Raw genomic sequence first — 20,062 nt, 5'->3', positions numbered from 1 at the left:
AGAGCCTATTGCTCGGTCGCCTTCCGGCGCAGCGACACCGTAGCGCTGCCGTGGTTGTTGTCGTAGAACACGTGCCAGAACCACGGCAGGAAGATCGAGGTGTCGTTGACATAGACGAACACCTCGCCGTTACTGCGGGCGATGAACTCGGCGGTCCAGCGACTGGCGTTCGCCGGATCGTGCTTGAATTCGGGCAGATGCTCCTCCAGCCCGGTGCCGCCGACCCGGACGATCGGCGCGAACCAGTTCGACCAGATCAGCCGCTTGAACGGGATGCCCGGCACCTGGGCCAGCGTCCCGTATCCGAAGCCTGCGGGTGACGCCGGAATCTCGGCATCCGACCACGGCGTTGTGACATCCAGCGTGATCACATAAGTCTCGTCCTGGGCAACGCTCAGTCCGGTCGCGTAGCAGAGCTGGCTGGTCTCGAAGCCATTCTTGTAGCGCACGCTCTTCCTGGCCTCGATCGGCGTATCACCGACCTCGATGCCCTCGCCTGTCCCCTTGCAGAACAGGCCGAGCGTGTTGGCGGTGCCGAATGCGAGCCACCAGAACAGCCACCACATGATCGCAGTTGGAAAGATCCAATGCGTGAGCACGTAGAAGAACGCCTTGTAGATGCCGAGCCGTCGCAGGCGATAGACCGCGCTGTGCCAGCCGCTGAGCGCTGGAAAAGTGTGAGGCTCGTGCCAGGCGATGCGCGCGACGTCGCGCAGCGATTGCTGCAACCGCGTGCCCCACAGGCTCAGCACGGCGAGCACGATGACACCGATCAGAACGAATCCCGTGCCGTCGCGGAACGCCGCGAACCAGGGATCAAGCAGCTTCGGCAGGAACGACGCCGCGGCATTGACGATCGGATTCACATAGGGACCGAACGTGTCGTGGCCGAAGCGTGGCGCATAGATCACGAACAGGGGAATCGCCGCCACGAACAGTAGCGCGAACATGGTCGAGAAATAGACCACGCGCCTTAGCCAGACCCAGTTCCAGACGTCGTCCTGCACCATCGATCGCGCGGCGCCCGGGTCCGCCGGGTGCAATGCATCGACCGGCGTGTCGGTCGCGTCGGTGACGCGGTAGGTCTTCGGCACCACCACCGGAACGTAGCGATCGGTGCCCGATGCGATGCGTTCGAACACGGTGCGATGGATCGTCGCCTTTGGCGGCGGCAGCACCGTCTGCGGCATGCTCGGATGCAGATCGGCGAGAATCTCGACCTGCGGATCGGGCTGTTTCCTGATCAGGCGCCAGACGCGGTTGACGTCGGCACGAAACGACAATTTGTACGGCGGCGCCGCATAGATCTCCAGAAGATTGCGCGGCTTATAGCGGTAATAGGCCGCGAGCCCCGCGCGCGAATTGTTGAGCTTGTCGTTGGCGTCGATCTCGGGGTCGTAGAGCACCCGGCGACGTTCGTCGAGATAGATCAGGCCATACGCCTTGGCGCGGTCGAGCATCCAGTCGAGCGTCACATAGGACAGTCCATCCTGCGGATAGCCCCCGCCGATGTCGGAATGCACGCCGGTGAACCAGACCTGGCTGATGCGCTCGCGGTCACGCGGCGGCAAATCGGTGCGCAGCCGCGGCGCCGGCTCGGCGAGCTTCGCCGCCGCGCTGCGCGGGTCATGGTCGATGTCGAACAGCCAGTCGGTCTTGTCGGGCCTGTCGTCGACGACGGCCCGGGCGCGCACATAGCGCTCGTCCCAGATCACCGGCCGGAACGCGTCACGCTCCTCCTCCAATGCGAGCGCATGGCAGGCCCGATGGATCTTGGCGCTCATGAACCGGTCGGGCATCGAGAGCGGCCAGACCCAGTAGTCGATCGCCCGGATCATTTCCTCGATCGGTCCGCCATAGGCATCGACCGTGTCCCAGATGCCGACGAAGTGCACACTCTCCACCTCGATCGGCGGCGGCTCGGGCAACAGACCGCGCCAGCTGCGGAGCTCCCGGATGCCCCAGTCGCGAATGCCACGCAGATCGAGTCCGATCTTGCCGAGATATTTGAGGATGCCGCTGTTGTAGCGCTGACGGTAGCGGCGATAGGCATCGCCGGCAAAGCGCGCCAGATCGGCCTCGTTGTTGTTGTAGTCGACGAGCCCCTGCCCCGCGATCATCGCCGCCACGATGCGGATGGTGAAGGCGCCGCGGCTGAAGCCGAAGCAGTAGATGCGATCGCCGGGACGGTAGTTGCGGCAGCAGAAGCTGTAGAGCGCGATCACGTTGCGCTTCAGGCCGAAGCCGAAGATGCCGCCAAGCGCCGCGAACAGCTTGAACGACGACGTACCGACGCCGTCATCATAGAATGCAATCTGCCGGCCCGGATCACGCAGGTCCAGGAGCTGGAACAGCCGCCAGACATTGGTCTTGAACACAGCCTTGGCGCTGTTGCCGGTCCCATCCGACAGCAGCACGATATTTCTCGGCGCAGCGTTGGACATAAGGCCCCCCGACCAGAATGTCGTGTCGAGCTTGGCCCCCAATTGCAGGAAAAGCAAGACGCAATCATTGAGCGAGGGGCGCCGCCGTGAGCGGCCATCGCCGGCGTGCCTCCCAAGCTCGCCCAGCAAAGGCGGATCATGCGAGCCCTCTGCCGAGACGGCCGATGCCAGGCGCATCACCCAAAAATGATCGCAAGACCTACTCATCCAGTTGCCGCGCTGCGCGCCGTCGACCTCTGGTCCTTCGACATCGTGGACGCATCGCTCTATCCAGGCGCCTGCTTTGTCCAGGCGAGATGCAATCGTGACTGAAACGAATAAAGCCTATCATCCCCTGCTACGATGGATCCATTGGGTCACAGCCGTGCTGTTCATCGTGGCCATGCTGATCGGGCTGTATTGCGGCCTGCAGCCCGCGGGAACGTCGCCGCGGCGCGAATTGCTGGAGATCCACAAATCGCTCGGCATCACGCTGTTTCTGCTGGCGCTGCTTCGCGTTGTCGTGCGGTCGAGAAGCACGGCGCCGCCAGCGCCTGCCACCTTCGGTCCGCTCGTCCGCGCGCTGTCCCAGCTCAATCATTGGGCGCTCTATGCGCTGCTGCTGATCATGCCGGTGACCGGCTACATGTTCTCGTCGGCAGGCGGCTATTCGCTGCGCTATTTCTGGACCTTCAGCTGGCCGCGCTTGTTCGCCGGGGACAAGGCGATCGCCCATGCCGGCGAGATCGCGCATGATACGTTGGCCTATCTGGTCTATCTCGTGGTCGGCCTACATATTGCGGCGACGCTCTGGCACGCGTTCATCGTCAAGGACGAGACACTGGCCCGGATGTGGCCGCGGCGGTGAGAGGAGCTGCTGTAGCCCGGATAAGCGCAGCAACATCCGGGGTCATCGCAACACCGCGTGAGACCCTGCATGTCGCTCTCGCCGACGCCCTCCGGGCGTCGGCTATCGCTCATGCAGGCTACGAACCTAGATCGGCTTGGCAGCCGCGACGAGGTCGCCAGCGCGCTGGTCCTGCTTCAGGAGCGCGGCGAGCTCGCTTTCGTCGAGCGTCTCCTTGACGAGCAGGCGACGGGCGGCGCGCTCGAGCACGTCGCGCTTGTCCTGCAGCAGCTTGCGGGTGCGCTCCAGCGCCGATGTCACGATCGCGCGCACCTCGGCGTCGATCGCGTCGCCGGCGGCCTCGCCATAATCGGCGCTGCGCGAGGTGCCGGGCGCCAGGAACGACTGGTTGTCGCGCTCATAGGCCACCGAGCCGAGTTGCTCCGACATGCCGTAGCGCGTCACCATCGAGCGGGCGATGTCGGTGACGCGGCGCAGGTCGTCGGCCGCGCCGGTCGAGAGGTGACCATAGACCACGAGCTCCGCGGCGCGGCCGCCGAGCAGCACCGCCATCTTGTTCTCCAGCTCCTCCCGCGTCATCAGGAAGCGATCCTCGGTCGGCCGCTGGATCGTGTAGCCGAGCGCGCCGACGCCGCGCGGAATGATCGAGACCTTGTGCACGGGATCGGTGCCCGGCAGGCTCATCGCGACGATGGCATGCCCCATCTCGTGATAGGCGACGATCTCGCGCTCCTTCGGATTGAGCAGCCGGTTGCGCTTCTCAAGGCCGGCCACGATGCGCTCGATCGCATTGTTGAAGTCGTCGAGCGTCACCTCGTCGGCGCCGCGCCGCGTTGCCAGCAAGGTCGCCTCATTGACGAGGTTGGCGAGATCGGCGCCGGTGAAGCCCGGCGTCAGCGCCGCCACCTTCTCCGGATCGACATCGGCCGCGAGCTTGGCCTTCTTCAGATGCACGGCGAGGATCTGGATGCGGCCCGGCTTGTCCGGACGGTCGACCAGCACCTGGCGATCGAAGCGGCCGGCGCGCAGCAGCGCCGGATCGAGAATCTCCGGGCGGTTGGTCGCCGCCAGCAGCACGAGGCCGACCGAGGAATCGAAGCCGTCGAGCTCGACCAGCAGCTGGTTGAGCGTCTGCTCCTTCTCGTCATGGCCGCCGGCGAACGGACCCATGCCGCGGGCGCGCCCCAACGCATCGAGCTCATCGATGAAGATGATCGCGGGCGCCTTGGCGCGCGCCTGCTCGAACAGGTCACGCACGCGCGCCGCGCCGACGCCGACGAACATCTCGACGAACTCCGAGCCCGAGATCGAGAAGAACGGCACGCCGGCCTCGCCCGCGACCGCCTTGGCGAGCAACGTCTTGCCGGTGCCGGGCGGGCCGACCAGCAGCACACCCTTCGGCATCCGGCCGCCGAGACGGCCATAGGATTTCGGATCCTTCAGGAAGGCGACGATCTCGCGCAACTCGTCCTTGGCCTCGTCGACGCCGGCGACATCCTCGAAGCGCACACCGGTATTGGCCTCGACATAGACCTTGGCCTTGCTCTTGCCGATCTGCATCAGGCCGCCGCCGAGTCCACCGGCGCCACCCATCATCCGCCGCGACAGCCAGTACCAGACGCCGAAGAACAGCGCGATCGGCATCACCAGCGAGAGAATGTCGCCGAGAATGTTGCTCTCGACCCGGCCGGTGAAGGTGACATTGGCCTTGGCGAGCTCCTTGGCGAACTCCTGGTCCACGCGCGTCGTCGCAAAGCGCGTCTGCCCGCCGGGCAGCGGCTCCTTCAGCGTCCCTTCGAGATAGTTCTCGGACACGCCGACCTCCTTCACCTTGCCGGCGGCCAAGAGGTCCTGGAACTGGCTATAGGGAATGACAGCGACCTGGCGATAGCTCGTCCACACATTGTGGATCATCATCGCGACGAAGATCGCGACGATCGCATACCAGAGATTGAAGCGGGTCTGCTTGGTCATGGGTCTCTCAACGGGTGAATGAGTAAGTAACGCGTGACCGCAGGCTGCGGATTGGCCGGCGATCAGCTGCGGTCCTGGGATGGCGTCGCGGGCACGAACACGGTGACCGCGCGCGGCAGCACGTTGAAGCGCGCCGGGGTGAAGGTGACGAGTTCGCCATCGGCATTGATCGGACGCGGCCGGCGGGTGCGGATCTCGAACGAAGTGTCACGCGAGGCCCGCACCTCCTGCCACAGCCCGTGGCGGCCCTTGCGGAAGTCATAGGCCATGGCCAGCAGCTTCCAGACGCGGCCGATCTCCAGCGAATAGAGATCGAGATGAGAATCGTCGATCTCCGCGCTGTGCTCGACGGCCATGCCGCCGCCGTAGTAACGGCCGTTGCCGACCGCGATCTGCAACGTCTTCACGCGCACCGCGCCGTCCGAGGACACGATCATGGCGCGGAACGGCCGCGCATTGGTAAGCACCTTGAGCGCCGTGATCGCGTAGCCGAGCCGTCCGAACCGGCGCTTGGTCTCCTTGGTCAGCTGGCGTGCGAGATCGGCGCTGAGGCCGAGGCTCGCGACGTTGAAAAACGGGTGCCCGTTGACGTCGCCGAGATCGATCTGGCGGCGATGGCCGGTTGCGATCACGTCGGCCGCCGCTTCCATGTCCTCGGGCAGGCCGAGCGTGCGCGCGAGATCATTGGCGGTGCCGGCGGGAATGATGCCGAGCGGCAGCCCGGTCTTCACCAGCGCGGGCGCGGCGGCGTTGAGGCTGCCATCACCGCCGGCGACGACGACGGCTTGCGCACCGTCGGCATGGGCTTCGATCCACGGCGCGACCTCGCGCGGACTATGCGGCGCCGAGATCACGAGATCGTAGCCGGCGCCGCTCAGCCGCGACACGGCCACTCCGGCCGCCGTGCCGCCGGAGCGGCTGCCGCGGTTGATGATCATCAGCAGTCGGCGCGTTGCGACTGGCGGTCGCGATGGCGGCGCCGTCGCAACCAACACGTTCTCATCCCCGGCCGTCACGACCTGCTCCCGTACACCACATACCAGCCCGCCCGGACATCCAGGCGCGATTGCCTCACAAAGCGGCGAGCAGCCATTCGGGTTCCATCACGATCGGCGTTGGTGCCCCGATCCGGCGACGGTCGTGAGACGTTACAAGATGCGTTGATCAAAGCATACGGAGAGCAGGAGCAGCAAAGGTCCATGGTCACAAGCGACACGTGTGGCCGCATCTCATCAAACTCCCATTTGCGCTCCGAAGAGCGAAATACCGTCATTGGTATTTGTTACGAAAGAGAGTCCGACATCATAGCCGTGCAGACTATCAGAGGGGCCCGGATCTCCGGTTCATCACACCTAGTTCGGGTTTTCAGCGCCGCAAGACGCATGACACTCTGTCGCATTCGGTGAGGTCGCACCCGGTGGCATCACATTCAGCGGCGCGGCCTCGCGTCCTCTTGAATTCGCGCGGCAGGCGAATACATGGTGTGGCGACCCTGGTCCGGGCCCCTCTGGTGAAGCTGCCGGTGCTTTCACGATGTCGGACCTGACGACATCGATCACACTGGCTCAAAGAGGACCCGTCGTGGATTTCCTGTTCATCGCGTTTGCCGGCAAGCCTGTCTGGATGTGGCTTGCCTTTCTCGCAATCGTGCTCGCCCTGCTCGTTTTCGACCTCGGCATCGTTCATCGCAAGACGCGCGAAATATCGGTGCGCGAGAGCCTCGTCATGAGCGCGATCTACATCATGCTCGGCCTCGGCTTCGGCGGCTGGGTGTGGTGGCAGCTCGGCTCCGAGGCCGGCACCGCCTATCTGACCGCGTTCACGATCGAGAAGGCGCTGGCGATGGACAATGTCTTCGTCATCGCGATGATCTTCAGCTATTTCGCGATCCCCCGCGCCTATCAGCATCGCGTACTGTTCTGGGGCATCGTCGGCGTTATCGTGCTGCGCGCGATCATGATCGGTCTTGGCGCCGCGATCGTCGCCCAGGCCAGCTGGGTGCTCTATGTGTTCGCGCTCTTCCTGGTCGCAACCGGCGTCAAGATGCTCGTGTTCAAGGACAAGCCGCATGACGTCGGCGCCAACCCGGCGCTGGCCTGGATGCGGCGCCGCTTCGACGTGACGGATCGCCTGCATGAGGAGCGCTTCTTCGTGCGTCAGCCCAACGCCAGCGGCAAGATGACCTGGTTCATGACGCCGCTGTTCCTGGCGCTGATCCTGATCGAGTTCGCCGACGTCATCTTCGCCGTCGACTCGGTGCCCGCGATCTTCGCGATCTCGACCGACCCGTTCGTGGTCTACACCTCGAACATCTTCGCGATCCTGGGTCTGCGTGCGCTCTATTTCGCGCTGGCCGCGATGGTCGATCGCTTCCAGTATCTCAAGCTGGCGCTTGCGGCCGTGCTGATCTTCATTGGCTCGAAGATCTTCCTCGCCGACCTGCTCGGGCTGGAGAAGTTTCCGCCGGCGCTGTCGCTCGGCATCACGTTCGGCCTGCTCGGCGCTGGCATCGGCTATTCGTTGTGGAAGACGCGGCCCGCGGTCGAGCAGTTGAAGTAAGGACACGCAGAGGACACGAGGTCACGGCGTGGCGATGAACGATGGCGCATCCAACGATGAGGTCTCGTCGGCGCCACGCCGGCACAACGGCCCGATCAGCCGGCGGCTGCTCGCGATCGCGCGCACGGTGCGATCGGAGGAGCCGTCGGTCGGCGAGTTGTTCGACCGCCTGGAGTCGGAAGGTCTCGGCCTCACTTTGCTGCTGCTGACGATCCCGGCGCTGATCCCGCTGCCCGGCCCGTTCGGCATGGTGTTCGGCACCTTCGTCGCGCTGGTGGCGCTGCAGATCCTGTTCGGCGCCGAGCGGCTGTGGTTGCCGGAGACGGTACGGCGCCGGCCGGTCCCGCAGCGGCTGCTGCGCAAGGTCATCCGCGCCGGGCTCGACTGGGCCGGCTTTGCCGAGCGCGCCCTGCGCGAGGACCGTCTGGTCTGGCTGACCGGTCGCACCGCACGCATGGTCCTGGCGCTGCCGCTGCTGTTGATGGCGGTCACCATCATTCTTCCCATCCCGATGGGCAATGTGATGCCGGCGCTGGCGCTGATCGCCGCCTCGATCGGCTTCATGGCCGGCGACGGCCTGGCCGTGCTGGTGTCGATGCTGATCGCGATGGCCGCCGTGGTCTGGACGGCGGTGCTGCTCTACACCGGCGCGGCCGCGGCCGATTACGCGGCCACGCTGCTGACGCATCTGGGCCTCCATCTGCGCAGCATGATGCAGAGCCTGGGCGTCGATCTCGGCTTCGCTGCCGGCGTTGCGACCGTATTTGCGATCGCGACCGGGCTCACCGCGCTGGCTTTCTGGGTTCAGGCGGCGCGTCACCGGCGCGGCCGGCGCAGCCCGTTCGATCCGGCGGATGACCCGCGGGAGCGCTCGCGCGCGATGGCGCGGCGCGGGCGTAGCCTGGTCGCGGCCGCGAGCATTGCCACAGCCGCGGCGGCGATCTTGATCGCCACGCGCTTGATGCTGACGGGCTGGATTTGACCGATCCCCCGGCAGACGCGACGTCCCGCCGCACCAGTTCTCGCCGCCGACAACATTTTTTCGTGAGGCGCGTCGCGGCGGGGCCGCAGGGCGTCGGCATTGATCGGACGACGGAAAATCAGCTTGATGTCATATGGCATGCCAATGCCCGTCATCACGCTGAACAATTCGTGCTGTCTCATCCTGCTAATTTCGGGTAGCTTTTGGGGCAACAGTCATCAAACCGTTAAAGAATCAACACATGCCGGATTCGAACCCCGCGTCGATCCACGGCAGCGATCGCGCTATGCCTGGATCAAGCGTACAAGATACGACGAGCAGCAGCGCGGACTGCACGGCGGACCCTCTAAGCGGGATTGCCCCTTCCAGTCGGATCGACGCCGCTGGCGAGCCGGCCTCCTTGGCTGCAGATGCGGGCGCGGCGCCTCTCGATCCCGCGCCACCCGCGTTGCCCGATCCCGCAATCTCCGGCGAAGAGATCGAGCTGAAGCTGCTCGTCGCCCCCGAGCAGCTCGCCGATTTCAACAATGCGCCGATCGTCATCGCACACGCGCGCAACAAGGGGACGCGCAAGCATCTGACATCTGTGTATTATGATACGCCGCGGCGGCAGCTGTGGAAGAACGGCTTCACGCTGCGGGTGCGCCAGAGTGGCTCGCGTTTCGTGCAGACCGTGAAGTCGCAAGCCAGCGACGACCCGCTGAAGCGCGGCGAGTGGGAAGCGAGCGTCACCTCGCTCGCGCCGGACACGGCGTTGGCGGCGGCACTGCTGCCCGAGGAGCTGCGCGCAGCAGTGACCGACTCGCCGCTCGAGCCGGTGTTCACGGCAGACGTGCATCGTCATGCGCGGCTGCTCGATCTGCCCAACGCAACCATCGAGATCGCCTTTGACAGCGGCGTGATCAAGGCGGGTGAGCACAGCGAGACGGTCAGCGAGATTGAGCTGGAGCTCAAGAGCGGCAACCCGGCGACGATCTATGAAGCGGCGCTACGGCTCGCCGAGCACGGTCCGATCCGACCGACGATCCGCAGCAAGTCGGCGCGCGGCTTCGATCTCGCCGCAGGCGTAGCGCCGGGCGCCGAGAAACCGCAGAAGCTTCATCTCGATCCCGCGGTCTCGCTGGACGAGGCCTTTGCGGTGATCCTGCGCGGCAGCTTCCATCATCTGCTGCAGGCGCTGCCGGCAGCCGAGGACGGCCGCGATCCGGAAGGCGTGCATCAGATGCGGGTGGCGCTGCGGCGGCTGCGCGCCGCGCTGCATCTGATGCGGCCGCTCGGGGCTTCGGCGACGCTGGAGAGCCTCGAGACCGATGCACGCTGGCTCGCACAGAATCTGTCCGCGGCGCGCGATCTAGACGTCTTCCTGACCGAGACATTGCCTGAGATTGCCGAAGCCTGTCCGACAGTCGCCGGCTTCGACACGCTGCAGAGCCTAGCCGAGCGGCAGCGCGCGCTTGCTTATCGCAAGCTGCGCATCGCGGTCGCCGATCGCCGCTGCGCCGCCTTCGTGCTCGGGCTCGGCGCGTTGATTGCGACGCGTGGCTGGCGTAACGATGTCTCTCCGGACGAACTTGGGCGGCTCGCGGGGCCGGCGCTCGATTTTGCCGGACACGTGCTGGCCGAGCGGCATCAGACAGTGCTCAAGCGCGGCCGGCGCTTCAAGAAGCTACCGGCCGAGCGCCGCCATCGGGTGCGGCTGGCGCTGAAGAAGCTGCGCTACAGCATCGACTTCCTGCTGCCGCTCTATGGCGCAAGCAAGCCGGCGAAGAAATATGCCAGGACGCTCGCCGAACTCCAGGAACAGCTCGGCTACTACAACGACATGGCGGTGACCGCCGGCGTTATCGCGGATCTCGGCACGACCTCGACCGATGCGGCGATCGCCGCCGCCGCGATCACCGGCTGGCACGCCCATGCGATGGCCGGCGTCGAGCAACCGCTACGCGAGGCGTGGCGTGCATTCGCGAAAGCGCCGACGCCCTGGGGCTCCGAGGAGGCGTAGCGCCAGGGGCTGCCGACATAGTCATCATTGTGATCGCATTGATCTGCTTCAAGACGCATGATCGCGATGTGTGTCAGTGTGAACCTATGAAGATATCCAGCGTGACCTGCCCGCATTGCCATGCGGCCTACGAGATCGCCGAATCGACATCCGCCGTGGGCAGCCCCGGTCAAGCCGATTGCGGCGTTTGTGGAACGCTGCTGGTCGCGTGGGAGGAGCCGAGCCTGCGCGCCTTCCGGCTGGTGGTACCTCCCGAGCACAAATATCCGCGCGTGCCGACCCCGTCCTGCTTCGCCTGACGGCTTCGTTCCGGAATCCGGAACGCGCGATGCGGCGTGGCCGCGCATCGCTGCATGGCGCCATGGCGGGCGGCAGCTTGCCGGGCTTTTTAGACCGCGTCATAGTCGTCCGATCGCGCGGAGAGCCCCGCGCGGCCGACCCTGGCCGCGTGGACCGCAGCGTCCCAAATCCACATCGCGAGCAGTTCCTTCCTCATGCCCATTCTCAACAGCATCGCCGCATTGTCAGACGAAATGGCCGCCTGGCGGCACGATTTTCACGAGCATCCCGAACTGCTCTATGAGGTGCACCGCACCGCCGGCATCGTCGCTGACCGCCTGCGCGAATTCGGCTGCGACGAGGTCGTGACCGGGATCGGCCTCACCGGCGTAGTCGGCGTGATCCGGGGCCGCAAGTCGGCCTCCGGCAAGACCATCGGCCTGCGCGCCGACATGGACGCGCTGCCGATCGAGGAGACGTCGGGCGTTCCCTACGCCTCCAAGACGCCCGGCCTGATGCATGCCTGCGGCCATGACGGCCATACCGCGATGCTGCTCGGCGCTGCAAAATATCTCGCCGAGACGCGCAATTTCGACGGCACCGCGGTCGTCATCTTCCAGCCTGCGGAAGAAGGCGGCGCCGGCGGCAAGGCGATGGTCGATGACGGGCTGATGACGCGCTGGGGCATCCAGGAGGTCTATGGCATGCACAACATGCCCGGCATTCCCGAAGGCCATTTCGAAATTTCGCCCGGCGCGATGCTGGCGTCGGCGGACGCGATCCACATCAAGGTCACCGGCAAGGGCGGCCATGGCGGCGCCGGTCCGCACCGGGCAGTCGACAGCATCCTGATCGCCTCGCAGATCGTCAACGCGCTGCAGTCGATCGTCGCCCGCAATGTCGACCCGCTGAAATCGGCGGTGATCTCGGTCTGCTCGATCCATGGCGGCACCACCTTCAACGTCATCCCCGAGACGGTCGAGATGCTCGGCACCGTGCGTACGCTCGATCCGGAGATCCGCGATCTCGTCGAGAAGCGCATCATCGAGGTCACCGAGGCCACCGCCCGGGCCTATGGCGGCTCGGCCGAGGCGATCTATGAGCGCAAATATCCTGTCACGATGAACCATGCCGCGCAGGCTGCCTTCGCCGCCGACGTGGCCCGCGACGTCGCTGGCAATGAGCGCGTCAACGACCGCGCCACGCCCTTGATGGGCGGCGAGGATTTCGCCTTCATGCTGGAAGCGCGCCCCGGCGCATTCGTGTTCATTGGCATGGGTCCGGGCAACGAATGCCATCACCCGGCCTACCGCTTCAACGACAACATCCTCAGCGCCGGCGCCTCTTATTGGGTGAAGCTGGTCGAGAAGAGCATGCCGGCCAACTGATCGGAACGAGCGCGCACCACATTGCGAGGAACCGCAGACGACGAAGCAATCCAGATCGTCAGGGGATCGGCAGCCTGGATTGCTTCGCTGCGCTCGCAATGACGGGCGTGGCGGGCACCGGAATCCCTGCAAGCACCGTCATCGCGAGCGCAAGCGAAGCGATCCAGGGGCACAGCGCACGATCCGGAATGGCCGGGACTTCATTCCGGGCCAGAACAGTTCGTTCCCTATCGAAACATCGAGCGCGGCCGCGCGGCTAGGAGAAGGCGTCCCTCTCCCCGACCGCGAGGCCACATGCAGACCCGCTCCGATCTCACCCGCGAGCTCGCCCTCCTGCTCGTGCTGTCCACCTTTTGGGGCGCCTCCTACACCTTCATCAAGATCGGCGTCGAGACCATCCCGCCGCTGACCCTGATCGCTGCACGGACCTTGATCGCAGGACTGCTGCTCGCCGCGATCATCCGCAGCAGCGGCGTCGCCTGGCCGCGCGAGCGCGCGGTCTGGCGCCGTTTCGTCATCCAGGCTGGCCTCAACAGCGTCGTGCCGTTCACGCTGATCGCATGGGCCGAGCGCAGCGTCGAGGCCGGCCTCGCCACGATCCTGAACGCGACCTCGCCGATCTTCGCCTTCCTGCTGACCGCGCTGGTGACGCGCCACGAGCCCGTCACGCGGCGCAAGCTGGTCGGCGTCGCCGCCGGCCTCGTCGGCACCTTTCTCATCGTGGGCGTCGAGGCGCTCCACGGGCTCGGCCGCGAATGGTTGGCGCAGCTGGCGATCGTCGCCGCGACGATCTGCTATGCCGGCGCTGCGATCATGGGCAAGACGTTCAGGGGGCTCGACCCGATGCTGCCAGCGGCCGGCTCGCTGCTGTCGGGCGCCGTGATCCTGATGCCGCTCGCGCTCATCGTCGACCATCCCTGGACGCTGCAGCCGTCGCTGCGCTCGGCGCTGGCTCTGGTCGCGCTGGCGACCGTCTCGACCGCCGCCGCGATGGTGATCTATTTCCGCCTGGTGCAGACCCTCGGCTCGATCGGCGCGACCGCGCAATCCTATCTGCGGGTACCGATCGGCGTTGCGATCGCCGTGACCGCCCTCGGCGAGCACCTCGCGCCAACCGCCTGGATCGGCCTGGCCTGCATCGTCATCGGCGTGGTCGCGATGACGCTGCCGGCGCGCAAGGCGGCGAGGAACGAGCGAGCCAAAGGTTGACCGCGGACGTCTGCGCCACTTAGAATCGGACGGTAATGCTGGATCGCGCTATGCAATGCATCTTCGTCATGGCTCTCGTCGCGCTGGCGGCCGCGATCGCTCCTGCTGCCGCATCGGCCGATATTCCCTACGCGATGTCGGAGCATCCATCGCAGGATGGGCGCTGCAAAGGCGATCCCGGCAAGGCTGATCTCGATCGTGATGAGCAGGCGTGCCTCGATCAGCTCAAGGATGTCGTCAGGCGCCACGGCAAGGCGCTGGAGGTCACGTTCAGAGACGGCTTCACCCGCAGCTACGTGACACGGCTGCCGGACGATCTGCCGGGCCACGAGGGCAACTCGGTCGAGTACAAGCTCGTCGGCTATTTTCCGGAGCATGGACTGCTGCTGATCGAGATCGGCTATTGGGAAGGCGTCGAATGGATGCTGCTACGGCTCGACCGCGGCACGGAGACCAAGATCCATTCACCGCCGCATTATTCGCCCAGCCATCGCTGGCTGTTTTCGGTCTGCTCCAGCGACGGCCCGTCCGGCTGCGGCAACGGCATGGACATCGTCGCCGCGCCGTTCGATCTCAAGATGCATGGCTGGAACTATCTCGTTCCCGACGACGATTACACGCTTTATGAGTTCGCCGGTTGGGACGGTGACGACCGGGTCAAGCTCGTCGCAACCTTCAAGGTCGGCGCAGAGATGAAGCCCTTCCCCGCCTCGATCGAACGGGTCAACGGCGCCTGGCAGCTCAAGCTGCCCAAGCAGCACCGGCCACCACCGCGCCGCTAGCCTGATGCGACGGAAAGCACGTCGAGCGCACAAGCGCAGCGACGTGCGGAGATGGTCTCCCCGGGGTCGTCTCGCTCGCCCGGGCGACGCGAGCCGACCGAACAAGTCTCACCCGATCGCGATCGCCACCTTGCCGAGATGCGCGCCGCTCGACATGTAGTGGAACGCCGCGCGCGCCTCGCTGAACGGAAACACACGATCGACCACCGGCTTGACCTGGTGCAGCGCCAGCGCGTTCGCCAGCGCCTGCAGATCCTCGACGGAGCCGACGGTGACACCCTGCAGGCGCTGCTGCTGCATCACCATCAGCGGCAGGCGCAACTCGGCGGCCGGCGCGCCGGCGAGCACGCCGATGAAAGCGATGGTGCCGCCGATTTTCGTTGCGCGGATGGATTCGTTGAGCGTGCCGACGCCGCCGACCTCGACGACGAGATCGACGCCCTGCCCGGTGATCTCCCGCGCTCTCTTGCCCCAATCCGGCGTGGTCTTGTAGTTCAGCGTGATGTCGGCCCCGAGCGCCTGCAGCCGCGCGAGCTTGCCCTCGCTCGACGATGTCGCGATCACGCGGGCCCCGGCCATCTTGGCGATCTGCAGTGCAAAGATCGACACGCCGCCCGTGCCTTGCGTCAGCACGGTCTGGCCCGGCCGGATGCCGCCGAGCTTGACCACCGCGCTCCAGGCCGTGACGCCGGCGCAGGGCAAGGTCGCCGCCTCGATATCGCTGAGATGCGCCGGCGTCCTCACCAGCGCATGCGCCGGAAAGATGCGATATTCGCTCAAGGTGCCGTCGACCGCGCCACCGAGCGCGGCCCGCATCTTCGCTTCACTCGGCTCGCCAGCCGTCCAGCTCTCGAAGAAGCTGCCGATCACGCGCTCGCCGGCTGCGAACCCCGCCACGCCGGCACCGACCGCCTCGACCACGCCAGCGCCGTCGGACAGCGGCACCAGCAGAAATTTCTGCCGCGCGCCATAGCCGCCCTTCACCGTCAGCAGGTCGCGGTAGTTGATGCTCGCGGCCGATAGCCGGACCAGCACCTCGCCTTGGCCCGGCGCGGGCACGGGCTTGTCGACCAGCGCCAGCGCCTCGATGCCGCCCGGTCCCTGCAGCTCATAGCATTTCATCCGACGTCTCCTGCCCGCGGCGCGCTTCGCGTTTCGTCGCGGGATGGTGGAGCGTTTCGCGCCGGCGATCAAGCCGCGCCGCGTTCCGCGCGGCAGACAAACATGCGGCAAGCGCAGTGCGCGACGGCGGTCGATCGCGCATCGCCTCGTCACAATGCCGGCAGGTCGTGGCCAGGCTGCCGATCCTCGATCAGCGGGATCAGCAGCAGCGCGGCCAGCAGCAACATGTCGCGTCGATCCATTGAAGAACTACGCGGCAGCGGTACGGCCGTTTCAGGTCGGCCGCATCTGTTGCAGCGTCAACCATTGGAACCCGCGCCTGCTGCTCTCGAAAGGCTTACTGGATGATCCGCGGGCGACATCGCTGCTCGCATTCAAGGTCCGCGACATCCGTCGCAACTGATCGCAGCCCGCGCCTCACGCGCCCGCTTCGAACCTGATCCGGCAAACGAACCCATCGGCACGAAAATCCTGTTCGACGCTGCCGCCGATCGCGGCAAGGCTTGCCCGGATCATGCGCGTGCCAAATCCCTCGCGCAGCGGCGGCTCGATCGCATGCGCGCACAGCTCGCGCCAGGTCACGACCGTGCGGCCGCCCTCTTGCGCCAGTTGCACATCGAGCCGGCCGCCGTCGCTGCGTAGCGCACCATATTTGACAGCATTGGTCGCGAGTTCGTGGAACACCAGCGCAAGATTGCGCACCGCGTCCGGCCCCAATTGCACATCGGCTCCCTCCACCGCGATCACGCCCGGCACCCGATAGGGCTGCAGCTCCATCTCGATCAGCATGCGCAGCGTCATGATGCGGTGATCGGACCAGGCGAGCGTGTTGGCACGCGCCACGGCCTCGAGCCTGAGCGAGATTGCCTCGCCCTTGTCGTGATCCTCGCCCGACAGGCTCGACCGGACGATCGACTGAAACACCGCGAGCTGGTTGTTCACGCGATGGCGGAGCTCGCCAAGCAGCAATTCGCGCGCATGCTCGCTGCGCTTGAGCTCGAGCAGCGCGTTCCGGCAGAGATTGGCCAGCCAGATCACCAGCGCAGCCGTGCCGAGGAAGGCGACGAGATTGACGGCTTCTCCATGTCCCGGCCGGTCGGTGAAAGCGACCAGCACCACCGTCGCCGACAACCACGTGGCAAAAATCGCCGAGGGGATGCCACCGAACAACGCCGAAAACACGACCGCGGGATAGAAGGTGGCGTAAGGCAGGCTCGCACCGACCAGATCTAACGCAACACGCGCGGCGGTCGATAGAGCGACAGCAAGAAGTGTCAGCAGAAACGTGGTCGCTGACCACGGCCTGCGTCTCAACACCCAATCTGACAAACTCCGACCCGCGCGCACGTTCGACACCGCATTCACGTCTATCGTCCCGCGCCGAGGGGAACAAGCTGAAGGAACTGCCGATGCGCGAGAAAAACTTTGGAACTTTTCCTAAGTAGTTGCGTTACGACGCGCCGGTCGCACCATGGAACTTGCGGCCGCGGCCTGCAGCCGCGCAAGGCATCTCACCGGCCGCTCATGTTGCAAAATGAGACGCCGCGCGTGCGGCCCGCAGTGACGATCGTGACCGCCGATCATTAAGAATGTCACTCCCCTTCGCGCGCAGCCCGCGCTGCGATCCGATGCGCGGCGGCAATGAGTGCGGTATCATGACGCTCCCCTGTGGATGAGCTTGTAGTCCCACGGGTCCTGCAGCCCCAAACCTAGCGGCTTGCTGCGCGACGCCGCGGGATCGATCATGGCGCTCATGACCACCAGATCGCGCGAGAGACTCTACGGCGCCGGCATCAGGATTGCGCAGGAGCAGGCCGCCCGCGCGCGCAAGGAAGCGGACCGCCTCGCCTGCGCGGCCTGGAACAAGCGGATGCTCGGCTACAAGGGGCCGGCGCAACCCTCGCCGCTGCTCGGCGACGCCCTCAATGCCGGCTACTTCTATCTCGAAGTGCGCTGCCTCGGCTGCGACACCAATCAGACCGTCGCGCTCGACATCATCAGGCGGCCCAAGACGACGCCGATCCACGAGCTGGAGCGCTACATGCGGTGCCAGGATTGCTCGCGGCTGCGCGGTCATCCCTACAAGCGCAGCGCGTTGGTAGCGTTGCGCGAGACCAAGATCTCGGCCGCGCATCCCGCCTCGACATGGTGGCCCGGAGAGCGATAGCTGCGCGACGGTATTCAGATCCCATGACAAGTCAGGGCGAAATTCTTTCTCAGCCCCCGGAACAATCTCGCCTGCTCGTCGTTTCGACATTTCGCCAGCGCGGCAGGGAAGCGAATTATGTCAGAGTTGATGACCGAGCCCGACAAGCTGCGGGCCGACGCGGCGGAATGCGCCATCATTCGTGACCTCGCCACCGACCGCGACAAGCGCGAGCTGTTCGCGCGCCTCGCCGCGCATCTGAGCGCGCTGGCCGCCGACGTGGAGCATGCCGCGCGGAGCAGCAGGCCGGCGCGCTGATCCCAACGGCGATGGGGCATCACGGCCGCATGTCGCATCTCCGGTCGCGCCCCTGGCCCATGACGTCCGCACCGCGAACGCGCGCGATGTCGGCGCATCTCGTGATCTCGCTTTGCAGCCATAGGATCGCGCTGCTCGGGATCGCGCTGCTCGGCTTCGCTATAAGACCTCATGAGCCGCGTCTGATTCGCCGCTCGGCGAATTGACGACCCATCGTTCACGGTGCCGATCTTGCGATATTCTCTCCTCTCGTTCTGCGCGGCTCTGCTGCTGGCTGCCGCGCCTTCTGCCGTCGCGCGCGACCTTGTCGGCCGCGGCAGCATCGTCGATGGTGATACGCTGGATCTTCACGATCAGCGCATTCGTTTGTGGGGCATCGACGCGCCGGAGAGCGCGCAATTATGCCGCGGCCGCGACCGCAAGCCCTATCGCTGCGGCGCGCTCGCCGCCAACACGCTCGACGCGTTCACGCGCGGCAAGACCATCCGCTGCATGCCCGTGGATGGCGACCGTTATGGCCGCATCGTCGCGCGCTGCGCGGCCGGCGGCGTCGATCTCGGGCAGTTCATGGTGTCGCGCGGGCTCGCGGTGGAGGAGCCGCAATATTCCCACGGTCATTACGCGGCCGATCAGGTCGCAGCCCGCCGTGCCGGGCGCGGCGTGTGGTCCGGCCGCTTCGTCGAGCCGTCGCTCTATCGCAGCTGCATGCACGCTGCCGGCACGCGGTCGGTCTGCTCCGAAGGCGCGACCGGCTGGCGGTGAGTGCAGGGCGAGACGTCGCCATCAGAGCGATACGACTCTGCATCATCCGTCATTGCGAGCGCGGATCTCGTCGCGGCAATTGCCACGCTCGGGTCAGCCGCGATACGCTGCAGCGCAGAGTCTGAAGCTGGTAGGAAGGAAGTCATGGCACACAACACGACGCGCGTGGCGATCCTGTTCGGCGGGCGCTCGGCCGAGCATGACGTGTCCCGCGCCTCGGCCGCCAACATCTTCCGGTCGCTCGATGCGAGCCGATACGCCGTCACCTTGATCGGCATCACGCCGGAGGGACGCTGGGTGCAGGCGGATGCCGTCAACGACAGGACAGCCCAGGCTTTGACCGTGCCGCCGGACGGGCCGCAGATCGTGTTGCTGCCGGCCGGCCGGGGCCGCGCGCTCGTGCTCGGCGACGGCGCCGCCGCACCGCGCGAGCTCACCTTCGATGTCATCTTCCCGGTGCTGCATGGTCCCAATGGCGAGGACGGCACCATGCAGGGGGCACTGGAGCTTGCCGATGTCGCTTATGTCGGCGCGCGGGTGATGGGATCGGCTGCGGCGATGGACAAGGACGTCGCCAAGCGCCTGCTGCGCGATGCCGGCCTGCCGATCGTGCCGTTCGTCACGATGACGGCAGCGGCACCGGTGAGCTACGAGGACGCCGTCCGCGCTGTCGGCTCCTCCGAGCTGTTCATCAAGCCGGCCAATCTCGGCTCGTCGGTCGGCATCTCCAAGGCGCGCGATCCGCAGGAGTTCGCCGCCGCCTGCGACCTCGCATTGCGCTTCGACCGGAAGATCCTGATCGAGCGCTGCATCTCGCCGGTGCGCGAGATCGAATGCGCCGTGCTGGAGCACGCCGACGGCGAGGTCAAAGCCTCCGAGCTCGGCGAGATCGTACCCGCGGGCAGCCACGGCTTCTATTCCTACGCGGCGAAATACACCGACGCGTCGGGTGCCTCGCTGCACGCCCCGGCGCAGGTCGCGCCCGGCCTAGCGCAGCGCATCCGCAACATGGCGACCGAGGTGTTCGGCGTGCTCTGCTGCGAGAGCCTCGCGCGCGTCGACTTTTTCGTCCACGGCGACGAGGTCTACGTCAATGAGGTGAACACCCTGCCCGGCTTCACCAATATCAGCATGTATCCGAAGATGTGGGAGGCCACCGGCCTGCCCCAGCCGGCGCTGATGGACGCCCTGATCGCGCACGCATTGGCGCGGCATGCGCGGCTGCGGCAGCTGGCGTCACAGCGGTGA

General features: G+C 66.0%; 17 protein-coding genes. 12 read left to right on the top strand and 5 right to left on the bottom strand.

Annotated features, from left to right (window positions below; translation table 11 throughout):
- Positions 1 to 5 precede the first annotated feature (5 nt).
- Positions 6 to 2,501: a DUF2235 domain-containing protein gene (locus ACVIJ6_RS23940; protein ID WP_456774709.1), complete on the bottom strand. Its 2,496-nt coding sequence runs from the start codon at positions 2,499 to 2,501 to the stop codon at positions 6 to 8.
- Between the two features lie 247 nt (positions 2,502 to 2,748).
- Here ACVIJ6_RS23940 and ACVIJ6_RS23935 point away from each other — a divergent pair, with 247 nt between their 5' ends.
- Positions 2,749 to 3,291 carry a cytochrome b gene (locus ACVIJ6_RS23935; RefSeq protein WP_456774708.1) on the top strand — a complete coding sequence of 181 codons (543 nt, stop codon included), beginning with the start codon at positions 2,749 to 2,751 and terminating at the stop codon, positions 3,289 to 3,291.
- A gap of 126 nt (positions 3,292 to 3,417) precedes the next feature.
- On the opposite strand, the gene ftsH is transcribed toward ACVIJ6_RS23935, so the two are convergent.
- Both ftsH and ACVIJ6_RS23925 read right to left on the bottom strand, forming a co-directional pair.
- On the bottom strand, positions 3,418 to 5,265 hold the full coding sequence (gene ftsH / locus ACVIJ6_RS23930; protein WP_456774707.1) for an ATP-dependent zinc metalloprotease FtsH: 1,848 nt from the start codon (positions 5,263 to 5,265) through the stop codon (positions 3,418 to 3,420).
- A 62-nt stretch (positions 5,266 to 5,327) separates the two neighbouring features.
- Positions 5,328 to 6,281: a lipid kinase gene (locus ACVIJ6_RS23925; protein WP_456774706.1), complete on the bottom strand. Its 954-nt coding sequence runs from the start codon at positions 6,279 to 6,281 to the stop codon at positions 5,328 to 5,330.
- Positions 6,282 to 6,846: 565 nt separating this feature from the next.
- On the opposite strand from ACVIJ6_RS23925, the gene ACVIJ6_RS23920 reads away from it, so the two are divergent.
- From ACVIJ6_RS23920 to ACVIJ6_RS23890, 7 genes are all read left to right on the top strand, one after another.
- Positions 6,847 to 7,824 carry a TerC family protein gene (locus tag ACVIJ6_RS23920; protein WP_456774705.1) on the top strand — a complete coding sequence of 326 codons (978 nt, stop codon included), beginning with the start codon at positions 6,847 to 6,849 and terminating at the stop codon, positions 7,822 to 7,824.
- Between the two features lie 28 nt (positions 7,825 to 7,852).
- Positions 7,853 to 8,806, top strand: a complete 954-nt coding sequence (locus ACVIJ6_RS23915) for an exopolysaccharide biosynthesis protein (RefSeq protein ID WP_456774704.1) — start codon at positions 7,853 to 7,855, stop codon at positions 8,804 to 8,806.
- A gap of 241 nt (positions 8,807 to 9,047) precedes the next feature.
- Complete coding sequence (locus ACVIJ6_RS23910) at positions 9,048 to 10,808, top strand: CYTH and CHAD domain-containing protein (RefSeq protein WP_456774703.1); 1,761 nt, start codon at positions 9,048 to 9,050, stop codon at positions 10,806 to 10,808.
- Between the two features lie 86 nt (positions 10,809 to 10,894).
- The gene (locus ACVIJ6_RS23905) at positions 10,895 to 11,107 is read left to right on the top strand and encodes a hypothetical protein (RefSeq protein ID WP_456774702.1); all 213 of its coding nucleotides are present in this window, start codon (positions 10,895 to 10,897) and stop codon (positions 11,105 to 11,107) included.
- A 195-nt stretch (positions 11,108 to 11,302) separates the two neighbouring features.
- Positions 11,303 to 12,475 (top strand): M20 aminoacylase family protein, encoded by a 1,173-nt coding sequence (locus tag ACVIJ6_RS23900; protein ID WP_456774701.1) that lies wholly within the window; start codon positions 11,303 to 11,305, stop codon positions 12,473 to 12,475.
- 294 nt (positions 12,476 to 12,769) lie between these two features.
- Positions 12,770 to 13,684 (top strand): DMT family transporter, encoded by a 915-nt coding sequence (locus ACVIJ6_RS23895; RefSeq protein ID WP_456774700.1) that lies wholly within the window; start codon positions 12,770 to 12,772, stop codon positions 13,682 to 13,684.
- Between the two features lie 50 nt (positions 13,685 to 13,734).
- Entirely contained in the window at positions 13,735 to 14,466 is a 732-nt protein-coding gene (locus ACVIJ6_RS23890) for a hypothetical protein (RefSeq protein ID WP_456774699.1), read from the top strand.
- Positions 14,467 to 14,574: 108 nt separating this feature from the next.
- On the opposite strand, the gene ACVIJ6_RS23885 is transcribed toward ACVIJ6_RS23890, so the two are convergent.
- Both ACVIJ6_RS23885 and ACVIJ6_RS23880 read right to left on the bottom strand, forming a co-directional pair.
- Positions 14,575 to 15,588, bottom strand: a complete 1,014-nt coding sequence (locus tag ACVIJ6_RS23885) for a zinc-dependent alcohol dehydrogenase family protein (protein WP_456774698.1) — start codon at positions 15,586 to 15,588, stop codon at positions 14,575 to 14,577.
- Between the two features lie 417 nt (positions 15,589 to 16,005).
- Positions 16,006 to 16,905, bottom strand: a complete 900-nt coding sequence (locus ACVIJ6_RS23880; RefSeq protein WP_456774697.1) for an HWE histidine kinase domain-containing protein — start codon at positions 16,903 to 16,905, stop codon at positions 16,006 to 16,008.
- Between the two features lie 436 nt (positions 16,906 to 17,341).
- Here ACVIJ6_RS23880 and ACVIJ6_RS23875 point away from each other — a divergent pair, with 436 nt between their 5' ends.
- From ACVIJ6_RS23875 to ACVIJ6_RS23860, 4 genes are all read left to right on the top strand, one after another.
- Entirely contained in the window at positions 17,342 to 17,755 is a 414-nt protein-coding gene (locus ACVIJ6_RS23875; protein WP_012045311.1) for a hypothetical protein, read from the top strand.
- A 129-nt stretch (positions 17,756 to 17,884) separates the two neighbouring features.
- Positions 17,885 to 18,052 carry a hypothetical protein gene (locus ACVIJ6_RS23870; RefSeq protein ID WP_456774696.1) on the top strand — a complete coding sequence of 56 codons (168 nt, stop codon included), beginning with the start codon at positions 17,885 to 17,887 and terminating at the stop codon, positions 18,050 to 18,052.
- A 231-nt stretch (positions 18,053 to 18,283) separates the two neighbouring features.
- Positions 18,284 to 18,814, top strand: a complete 531-nt coding sequence (locus ACVIJ6_RS23865; RefSeq protein WP_456774695.1) for a thermonuclease family protein — start codon at positions 18,284 to 18,286, stop codon at positions 18,812 to 18,814.
- A gap of 144 nt (positions 18,815 to 18,958) precedes the next feature.
- A complete protein-coding gene (locus ACVIJ6_RS23860) occupies positions 18,959 to 20,062 on the top strand; it encodes a D-alanine--D-alanine ligase family protein (protein ID WP_456774694.1) in 1,104 nt (367 codons plus the stop codon).

It is taken from the genome of Bradyrhizobium sp. USDA 4369 (assembly GCF_054056435.1).
The sequence above is the reverse complement of the archived record's forward strand: the minus strand, read 5'-3'. Positions and strand labels throughout refer to the sequence as shown.